Origin of the sequence: Streptomyces sp. WM6372 (assembly GCF_001279655.1) — a bacterium.
Lineage (GTDB): Bacteria > Actinomycetota > Actinomycetes > Streptomycetales > Streptomycetaceae > Streptomyces.
In genome coordinates this window covers 124,732-134,206 of the sequence record NZ_LGDB01000160.1, presented here as the reverse complement: position 1 = coordinate 134,206, position 9,475 = coordinate 124,732, and the positions used below count along the sequence as shown (strand labels likewise).

Genomic DNA, 9,475 nt, shown 5'->3' with positions numbered 1-9,475 from the left:
GCACGGACCCGCCCCCGCGCACGGACCCGCCCCCGCCGCGGGCGGAGCCGCGCCGCCGCCCGGCTCCGCCTTCCACGCGCTGCCCGCCCTGCTGCGGCAGTGCGCCGTCCGCTCCGTACTCGTGGAGAACGACTACCGGCAGGCGCCGGACCGTCTGCGCGAGGACGTCACGCTCTGCCGCGACGCGGCCGGGCCCAGCCCATATGAGGACGCACGATGAAAGCCATTCAGCTCACCGGCCCCCGCACGCTGTCGGTCGCGGAGGTCGACCCGCCCGAACCGGGCCCCGGGGAGGTCCTGGTCCGGGTGCGTCTGCTGGGCCTGTGCGGAACCGACCTCGGTTTCTACGACGGCACCAGCAACTATCTCCGCGACGGCCTGAAGCGCTACCCCTTCGTCCCGGGGCACGAGTGGATGGGCACGGTGGCCGGCCTCGGCCCCGGCGTGGACCCGGCCCTGGCGGGACAGCGGGTCTCCGGGCACAACTTCCGCACCTGCGGCCGGTGTCCGCAGTGCCGGGCCGGCCGCATCCGCTACTGCCCGGACCGCAGCGAGATCGGCGTCCTCGGCGAGCGTCCGGGCGCCGGCTCGCAGGTGATCGCCGTACCGGTGGACACCCTGACCCGGATACCCGACGGTCTCTCCGACGAGGCGGGAGCCCTGCTGGAGCCGACCGCCGCCGCGGTCCACGCGCTGGACCGGATCGAGGTGAGCGGCCTCGACCGCGTCGCCGTCCTCGGGGCGGGCACGCTGGGGCTGGCGGCGGCCATGGTCGCGCGGGCCCTGGGCGCCGACCCCGTCGTCTTCGATCCGCAGCCGGGCGCCCGGGAGTTGGCGGGCCGCCTCGGACTGCGCGCCTCGGAGGCGCCCGCCGACGCGGACGAGGGGGCGTACGAGGCCGTGATCGAGGCCTCCGGCAGCACGGCCGCCGTCCGCGCGGCCGTCCGGCTGGTCGCGCCGGGCGGACGGGTGGCCCAGCTCGGGACCCCGCACCACGCCGTCGACGGGTTCGACGCGGCGGCCCTGGTGATCCGGGACGTCACGGTCCACGGCGTCCTGTCCGGAATCGGCTACTGGGACCGGCTCGTGGCCCTCGTGGAGCGGGGCGCGGTGGATCTGGACGCCCTCGTCGACCGGGTCTTCCCGCTCGGCGAACTGGACGCCGCGTACGCCCGCTTGGCGGACGGCGGGCGCGGCCGGCCCAAGGTCCTGGTGCGGCTCGACCCGGGCGCCGGCGCCGAGGCGGGCCGATGAGCCGTACGGCGGAGACCGCGGAGTCTGCGTCGACCGCGGCGCCCGGGCGGATCGACGCACCGACCGCGACACGGCTGGCCGTGCTCGCCGGGGCCGCGTTCGTGTACGTCACCTTCGAGGTCTTCCCGGTCGGGCTCATCACGGACATCGCCGCCGACCTCCACGTCACGGCCGGTCAGGTCGGGCTGCTCATCAGCGGATACGCCGTCGTCGCGGCCGTGGTCACCGTTCCGACCGTGGCGCTCGCCGCGCGCGTCTCGCGCGGCACGGCCCTGATGGTCTCGCTCGGGGTCCTGGTCGTCGCGGAGGTGCTCGCCGCCGCTTCGACCGGGTTCGCCATGATGGCCGTCAGCCGGGTCGCCGCGGCGCTGACCCACGGGGTGCTGTGGTCGCTGATCGCTCCGGCGGCCGCGGCCCTGGTGCCGCGCGAGCACGTGGGAACCGCCACCGCCGCGGTGTTCGGCGGCGCGTCGCTCGCGGCGATCGTGGGCAGCCCCGGTACGACGCTCATCGGCGGGCTGATCGGCTGGCGGGCCACCGCTCTCGTGCTGGCGGCCGCCACGGTGGCGGTGACGTACGCCCTCACCTGGGCCCTGCGGCCGCGACGGAGCGGCTCCGTGCGAACGGAGGAAGCCGCGGACGCGCCCGCGCCTGCGGCCGAGCCGGCGCCTGCGCCCGTGCACGCACCCGCGCTCGCGGAAGAGGGCCGGGTGAACTGGCCCGCGGTCCTGACCCTGTGCGGCGTCGCGGTGGTGCTCGTCACCGCGCACTTCCTCAGCTACACGTACTTCGCCCTCATCGTCACCGAGGTCACCGGGGACTCGGGCGCGGTCGTCGTACTGCTGGCGGCCTTCGGTGTCGCGGGGGCCGCCGGGACGTTCCTCATCGGCCGGCACAACGACCGCGCCCCGCAGCGCGCGGCGACCGTGACCATGGCGGCCTTCGCGGCCGGGGTCGGCCTCCTGGCCCTCGCGTTCGTACCGGCTCCGCGGGCGGTGCAGTACGCCGTCATCGCCGTCGCCGTCGCCGTATGGGGCGGGGCGTTCGCCGCCGCCGGGCCGGTGTTCCAGACGGCGGTCATGCGGCTGGCGGCAGGGGACGCCGACCGGGCCTCCTCGGTCTACGTCACCGGCTTCCAGATCGGGATCGCCGCCGGATCCGCGCTGGGCGCCACCCTGCTCGGCCGGTCGGCCGCCTGGCTGCCGGCGGTGTCGCTCGTCCTCGCGGCGGTGGTCCTGGCCGTCGTTTTCGTACGTCGACCGGTCCCAGCGCTCTCTTAGTGCTCAAGCTGCTTGTATATAAGACAAGTGGCTACTAGAGTCATCCCGAGGCTTTGAAAACGGCTCTGTGTACGCCGGTTCCTCCGACCTCCTCCACCGCTGCCCACTGCCCGCTGCTCACGAGAGGCAATTCATGCGGTCCCGTATGGCTGTATTGATCCTGGCCATCTTCTGCGTCGGCACCGCCGAACTCGCGCCGAGCGGAATGCTGGGCGACCTCGCCGCGGACCTGTCGGTGACCATCCCCACCGCCGGTCTCCTCGTCACGGTCTACGCCCTGACCGTGGTCGTCGGAGGTCCGATCGTCACCGCCGTCTCCACCCGCATCCGCCGCAAGTACCTGCTCGTGGCGCTGCTCCTGGTCTCCGTCGCCGGCAACGTCGTCTCCAGCCTCGCGCCCACCTTCGGCCTCCTGGTCGTCGGCCGCATGCTGACCGCCGTCATCCACGGCACGTTCCTCGCCGTCTGCGTCGTCACGGCGGGCAGCATGGCCGCCGAAGGACGCGAGGGCTCCGCCGTCGCGGCCACCCAACTCGGCGTCAACCTGGCGACGGTGCTCGGCGTCCCCCTCGGCACGCTGGTGGCCCAGCAGTTGAACTGGCGCGCCACCTTCGCCAGCGTCGCCGTACTCGCCCTGGTCGCCGCGGCCCTGATCCTGCTGGTCATCCCGGACGACGGGCGCACGGCCGGCTCCTCGGCCGCGCACGAGCTGAGGGTGTTCAAGGACTGGCAGGTGGTCGGCACCGTCCTGGCCACCGTCCTGTGCTCCGGCGGCATGTTCACGCTGATCACGTACATGGTGCCGCTGCTCACCGACGTCGGGCACTTCCCCTCGGCCTGGGTTCCCGCCGTACTCGTCGCCTACGGCCTGGGGTCCATCGCGGGCAACACCATCGGCGGCAGGTCCGCGAACCGGTCCGCCGACGGGGCCGTCTTCCGCCAGTCCTGGACGCTCGCCGCCGTCTGCCTCCTGTACTGGTTCGCCGCGCCCTCGGCGATCGGCACGGCCGTCTTCCTGATCCTGTTCTCGATGGCCACCTTCGCCCTGATCCCCGGACTCCAGGCCAAGGTCCTCTCCGCCGCGGCGGACGCGCCGACGCTGTCCCTCACCGTCAACATGTCCGCGTTCGGCCTCGGCGCCGCGCTCGGCTCCTGGGCCGGCGGACAGGTCATCGACCAGGGCTTCGGCACCCGCGCGGTGACGATCGGCGCCGCCGCGTTCACCGCTCTCGGCGCCCTGCTGCTCACCCAGACCGTGCGCGCCGCCCGCCGCCGCCCGAAGGCCGTCGGCTCCGAGACCGCCACCACCGCGCCGGTCTCCTGACCCGCGTCCACCGAACGAGATCGCCCCAGATCACACGAGATCGCACCAGATCGAACGAGAGAGTCGGCCAGCCCCATGCCCAGCACCCTCGCCTCGCCCGCCAGACCCAAGCTCCCTTCGCTGACGGGACTGCGGTTCATCGCCGCCGCCCTGGTCTTCTTCTTCCACGCCTCCCTGATCTTCATCTCGATGAACCCGTTCGCCGACGACGGGGTCGCCGACGGCTTCCGCTGGCTGTTCAGCAAGGCCTCCGCTGGCTGTTCAGCAAGGCCGGCTGGATGGGCGTCTCGTTCTTCTTCGTGCTCAGCGGGTTCGTGCTGACGTGGTCGGCCAAGCCGAACGACACGGTCACCGGGTTCTGGCGCCGGCGCCTGATGAAGATCTTCCCCAACCACATCGCCACGTGGGCGCTGACCATCGTGCTGTTCGCCGGAACGGCGGTCCCGCTCAAGGTGTGGCTGCCGAACCTCTTCCTGATCCAGTCGTGGTTCCCCGACCCGGCCGTCCACATGGGGCTCAACACCCCTTCCTGGTCGCTCTGCTCCGAGCTGCTCTTCTACCTGCTCTTCCCGTTCTTGATCCGCCCCGTGCTGCGGATCAAGGAGCGGTCCCTGTGGGGCTGGGCCGCCGCCATGGCCGCCTGTCTGGTGGCCGTACAGCTGGTCACCGACTTCCTGGCACCGAGCAGCCCGCCGGCACCGGGCACCGATGTGACGGTCTGGCAGTTCTGGTTCGGGTACAACTTCCCGCCGGTGCGGATGTTCGAGTTCGTGCTCGGCATGATCCTCGCCCGGCTGGTCCTGGCCGGGGCGTTCCCCCCCATCCGGATCCTGCCGGCGGCGGGGCTGTGCGTGGTCGGCTACGGCGTGGCGCTGGCGGTGCCGTTCCTGTACGGGCTCAACGTCGCGACCATCGTGCCCGTCGCGCTGCTGATCTGCGCGGTGGCCCGGGCCGACGTCGAAGGCGCACCGACCGTGCTGCGCGGGCGCACCATGCGGTGGCTCGGCGAGGTCTCGTTCGGCTTCTACCTCGCCCAGCAGATCGTCCTCTCCTTCGCGCGCACGACGCTGATGGAGCACCGGACGTACGCGACCCCGATCGGCATCGCCGTCGTGGCCGCCGAGTTCGCCGGTGCGCTCGCCCTCGGCTGGCTGCTCCTGGTCTGCGTGGAGCGCCCGGCGATGCGCCGCTGGGCCCGCCCCCGCCGCCGGGACCTGGAGCAGGCCGCTCCCGCCGAAGCCCCGCCGCAGCGCCGGCTGACCCACGTCTCCTGAAAGGACCCCGCTCCCCATGAACCCGCCTGCCCCGAGCGCCGCCCCGAGCGCGGCTCCCGCTCCCTCCAGATCCAAGCTCCCCTCGCTGACCGGGCTGCGCTTCATAGCCGCCGCCCTGGTCTTCTTCTTCCACGCGACCTTCAGCGACCCGCCCATGAACCCGTTCGCCGACCAGGGCTGGGAAGAAGGATTCCGCTGTCCGCTGGCTGTTCAGCAAGGCCGGCTGGATGGGCGTCTCGTTCTTCTTCGTGCTCAGCGGGTTCGTGCTGACGTGGTCGGCCAAGCCGAACGACACGGCCACCGGGTTCTGGCGCCGGCGCCTGCTGAAGATCTTCCCGAACCACATCGTGATGTGGGCGCTCGCCATGGTGCTGTTCGCCGGCGCGATGACCCCGCTGTCCGCGTGGCTGCCGAACCTCTTCCTGATCCACTCCTGGTTCCCGCAGCACGCCACCTTCATCAGCGTGAACCCGCCGAGCTGGTCGCTCTGCTCCGAGCTGCTCTTCTACGTGCTCTTCCCGTTCCTGATCGGCCCCGTGCTGCGGATCAAGGAGCGGGCCCTGTGGGGCTGGGCGGCCGCGATGGTCGCCTGCATGGTGGCCGTGCAGCTGGTCACCGACTTCCTCATGCCGCAGCACCCGCCCACCCCCGAGGGCTTCGGCATCTCCCTGTGGGAGTTCTGGTTCGGGTACAACTTCCCGCCGGTGCGGATGTTCGAGTTCGTGCTCGGCATGATCCTCGCCCGGCTGGTCCTGGCCGGGGCGTTCCCCCGGATCCGGATCCTGCCGGCGGCGGGGCTGTGCGTGGTCGGCTACGGCGTGGCGCTGGCGGTGCCGTTCCTGTACGGGCTCAACGTCGCGACCATCGTCCCCGTCGCGCTGCTGATCTGCGCGGTGGCCCGGGCCGACGTCGAAGGCGCACCGACCGTGCTGCGCGGGCGGACCATGCAGTGGCTCGGCGAGGTCTCGTTCGGCTTCTACCTCGCCCAGTACGTGGTGATGTACTTCGGCCGCACGGCCCTGATGGACGAGAAGCTCTTCGCCCCCCTGCCCGGCGTCCTGGTCCTCCTCGGCTTCTTCTTCGCCACCCTGCTGGTCGGCTGGCTGCTCCTGGTGTGCGTGGAACGCCCCGTCATGCGGCGGTGGGCCCGCCCGGCTCCGCGTCGATCGGCGGCGGCCGAACCCGCCCGGGAAGAGCGGCAGCCCGCTCCCGCCCTGCGCTGAACGGCACTGAACGGCGCTTCATCCCCCCTTTCCCCCAACGGTTTCCACATCACCCCGACGCACCCTGAGGAGCTTCCATGCCCACGATCGACGTCAACGGCACCCCCGTCCAGTACACCGCCGAGGGCAGCGGCCCGGGCCTGCTGTTCGTGCACGGTACGGGCGGTCACGGGGAGGCCCAGTTCGGGCACCTCCGCGAGCACTTCACCGACCGCCACACCGTCATCACCCCCGACTGCTCCGGCAGCGGCCGGACCCCGCTGCACGCGGACGAGCTGAGCCTGGACGAGCTGGTGGAGCAGGCGATCGGCGCCGCCCGCGCGGTCACCGACGAGCCCTTCGACATCGTCGGCTTCTCCCTCGGCGCGGTCGTCGCGGCCGCCGCCGCGGCCAAGCACCCCGAACTCGTCCGCCGCCTCGTCGTCATCAACGGCTGGGCCCGCAACGACGACCCGCGCCAGCAGCTGGCCACCGACCTGTGGCGGCGGCTCCCGGCCGTCGACGAGGAGGCCTTCGCCGCGTACAGCGCGCTGCTGATCTTCTCGCCGCCCTTCCTCGCCGGCTTCGGCAGCGAGGGCGTCAAGGCCACCGTCGCCGGGATCAAGGCCGAGGAGTGGACGCTTCAGCAGATCGAGCTCGACCACCACGTCGACATCACCGACCGGCTCCCCGCCATCACCGCCCCCACCCTGGTCATCGGCTCCACGCGCGACGTGCTCATCCCCGTCGAGCACTCGCGGGAACTGCACCAGGCCGTGGCGGGCAGCGAGTACGCGGAGCTGGAGAGCGGCCACATGGTCATCTTCGAGAAGACGGCCGAACTCGTCGAGCTGCTCACCGGGTTCCTCGACCGGGACTGACCGGGCCGTTCGTCTCAGCGGGGCCGGAGCGGGTCCCACCGGCCCGCCCGCTCCGGCCGCACGGCCCCGGCCCCCTTCCCCTTCCCACCCCCAGCTCCCAGCTCCCGCCTCACGCCTTCCTCCGGAGAGACACCTTGTCCACGACCGCGGAACCTGCCGCGATACCGACGGAGCCCGCCACCGAGCCCCACCGGGCCGTGCACGGCCGGCTCCCTTCCCTGACCGGCCTGCGGTTCTTCGCTGCCGTGCTGGTGTTCGGCTACCACTCCTCGCTCGCCCTGCCCGCGCTCAACCCGTTCGCCTCGAAGGACGTCGCCGACGGATACCGGTGGCTGTTCGGCAACGCGGGATGGGCCGGGGTGAGCTTCTTCTTCATCCTCAGCGGATTCGTGCTGACCTGGTCGGCACGGCCCGACGACCCGGCCCGGTCCTTCTGGCGCCGGCGCTTCTTCAAGATCTACCCGAACCACCTGGTCACCTGGGTGCTCGCCCTGGCACTGCTCGCCGGAGCCACCACCCAGTGGTGGCAGGCGGTGCCGAACCTGTTCCTCGTCCACGCCTGGATCCCGGAGTTCTCCGTCTTCCTCGGAGTGAACCCGCCCAGTTGGTCGCTCGCCTGCGAGCTCTTCTTCTACCTCTGCTTCCCGCTGTTCCTGCGCTGGATCAAGAGGATCCCCTCGGACCGCCTGTGGCGCTGGGCCGTCGGGACCGCCGCCGCGGTGATCGCCGTACCGACCCTCGCCTACCTGGTGCTGCCGGTGAACCCGCCGATGCCCGAGGGCTCGGCGGCCTCCGTCTGGCAGTACTGGAGCGTGTACATGCTCCCGCCCGTACGCGCCCTGGACTTCGTCCTCGGGATGCTGATGGCGCGCATCGTCGTCACCGGCCGCCGCTTCGGCGTCAAGCCGCTGCCCGCCGCGCTCGCCTGCGTGGCGGCGTACGCCCTGTCCCTCTACGTCCCGTGGCTGTACGCGCTCGACGCGGTCTTCGTCATCCCCATGGCCCTGCTGATCCCCGCGGTCGCCCTCAAGGACGTCTCCGGCCGCCCCTCGGTGCTGCGCGGCCGCACGCTGGTCTGGCTCGGCGAAGTCTCCTTCGCCTTCTACATGGTTCATCTCATCCTGCTCAACGTCGTACGTGAACTCCTCGGCCCCGAGAAGTTCTTCGGCACCGCCGCCGGCATCGGCGTACTGGTGCTCGAGGCACTGGCGACCCTCGTCGTGGCATGGCTGCTGTACGTGGCCGTGGAAAAGCCGGCGATGCGCCACCTGGGGCGGACTCGAAAGGCAGCCACCGCATGAAAGACGCCGTCATGAAGGCCGTCGTCATCAACGACTACGGACCGCCGGAGGTGCTCGCCGTCTCCGAGACGCGGACCCCGCGGCCGGGTCCGGGCGAGATCCTGGTCCGGGTGGCCGCCGCCGCGGTGAACCCGGTGGACCTGGCCGTGCGCAGGGGTGACATCCCCTCCCCGGTCCTGCCGGCCGTCGTCGGCTGGGACCTCTCCGGCACCGTCGTCGCGGCGGGGCCCGAGGCCACCCGCTTCGTCGCGGGCGACCGGGTGGTCGCCATCCGGTCCCCGCTGGGTGACGGGGCCGGAGTATCGGCCGAGTACGTCGCCCTGGACGAGGCGCTCGCCGCCCCCGCACCCGCGAACGTACCGCTGGAGCACGCGGCGGCCCTTCCGCTGGCCGCCCTCACCGCCGAGCAGGCACTGACGCGGCTCGGTCCCGACTTCTCCGGGCGGCTCCTGGTGAGCGGCGCCGCGGGCGCGGTGGGAGGCTTCGCCGTCCAGCTGGCGGCCGTGCGCGGCCTGCGTCCGGCCGGCCTCGCCCGCGCGGGTGACGCGCGGACCCTGGAGGACCTGGGCGCCGTCGAGGTCCACGCCGACACGGACGGCCTGCCCGCCGGAGCGTACGACGCGGTCATCGACGCGGCGGGGCGACCGGAGACCATAGCGGCGGTGCGCGACGGAGGACGCTTCATCTCGCTGACCCCCTTCGCCGTGCCCGAGGCCGAGCGGGACGTCGCCGTGGAGGTCTACGGCGTGCGGATCGACGGAGCCATGCTCGACGGCTTGGCCCGCCGCGTCGAGCAAGGGCACCTGACGCTGCGCATCGCCGACGTCCTGCCGTTCGAGGACGCGGCCCGGGCGCACGCCGCCCTCGAAGCGGGCGGCACCCGCGGCAAGATCCTCCTGACCCCCGAAAGCTGACCGGCGGCCGTACGCGCCGAAGGGCCCCGGGCCGCCGTTGCCGGC

9 protein-coding genes and 1 pseudogene are annotated in these 9,475 nt (G+C 72.4%); all 10 read left to right on the top strand.

Features of this window, described 5'->3' with window-relative positions:
* Positions 1-220, top strand: a pseudogene (locus tag ADK52_RS42955) (hypothetical protein); the annotation flags it as partial.
* Positions 217-1,254, top strand: coding sequence for a zinc-dependent alcohol dehydrogenase (locus ADK52_RS13495; RefSeq protein ID WP_053690015.1), 1,038 nt, complete (start codon positions 217-219; stop codon positions 1,252-1,254). The pseudogene ADK52_RS42955 and the gene ADK52_RS13495, both read left to right, overlap by 4 nt.
* Complete coding sequence (locus tag ADK52_RS13490; protein WP_053690014.1) at positions 1,251-2,534, top strand: MFS transporter; 1,284 nt, start codon at positions 1,251-1,253, stop codon at positions 2,532-2,534. Before ADK52_RS13495 ends, ADK52_RS13490 begins: the two co-directional genes overlap by 4 nt.
* A gap of 145 nt (positions 2,535-2,679) precedes the next feature.
* Positions 2,680-3,858 (top strand): MFS transporter, encoded by a 1,179-nt coding sequence (locus tag ADK52_RS13485; protein ID WP_159045929.1) that lies wholly within the window; start codon positions 2,680-2,682, stop codon positions 3,856-3,858.
* A gap of 75 nt (positions 3,859-3,933) precedes the next feature.
* Positions 3,934-4,179, top strand: a complete 246-nt coding sequence (locus tag ADK52_RS43605; protein ID WP_234343716.1) for a hypothetical protein — start codon at positions 3,934-3,936, stop codon at positions 4,177-4,179.
* Positions 4,137-5,132 carry an acyltransferase family protein gene (locus ADK52_RS13480; protein ID WP_063783832.1) on the top strand — a complete coding sequence of 332 codons (996 nt, stop codon included), beginning with the start codon at positions 4,137-4,139 and terminating at the stop codon, positions 5,130-5,132. Before ADK52_RS43605 ends, ADK52_RS13480 begins: the two co-directional genes overlap by 43 nt.
* 227 nt (positions 5,133-5,359) lie before the next feature.
* Positions 5,360-6,355: an acyltransferase family protein gene (locus tag ADK52_RS13475; protein ID WP_234343715.1), complete on the top strand. Its 996-nt coding sequence runs from the start codon at positions 5,360-5,362 to the stop codon at positions 6,353-6,355.
* A 77-nt stretch (positions 6,356-6,432) separates the two neighbouring features.
* Positions 6,433-7,215: an alpha/beta fold hydrolase gene (locus tag ADK52_RS13470; protein WP_053690012.1), complete on the top strand. Its 783-nt coding sequence runs from the start codon at positions 6,433-6,435 to the stop codon at positions 7,213-7,215.
* 134 nt (positions 7,216-7,349) lie between these two features.
* Positions 7,350-8,516 (top strand): acyltransferase family protein, encoded by a 1,167-nt coding sequence (locus tag ADK52_RS13465; RefSeq protein ID WP_053690011.1) that lies wholly within the window; start codon positions 7,350-7,352, stop codon positions 8,514-8,516.
* A complete protein-coding gene (locus ADK52_RS13460) occupies positions 8,513-9,430 on the top strand; it encodes an NADP-dependent oxidoreductase (protein WP_078988293.1) in 918 nt (305 codons plus the stop codon). Before ADK52_RS13465 ends, ADK52_RS13460 begins: the two co-directional genes overlap by 4 nt.
* The last annotated feature ends 45 nt before the right edge of the window (positions 9,431-9,475 follow it).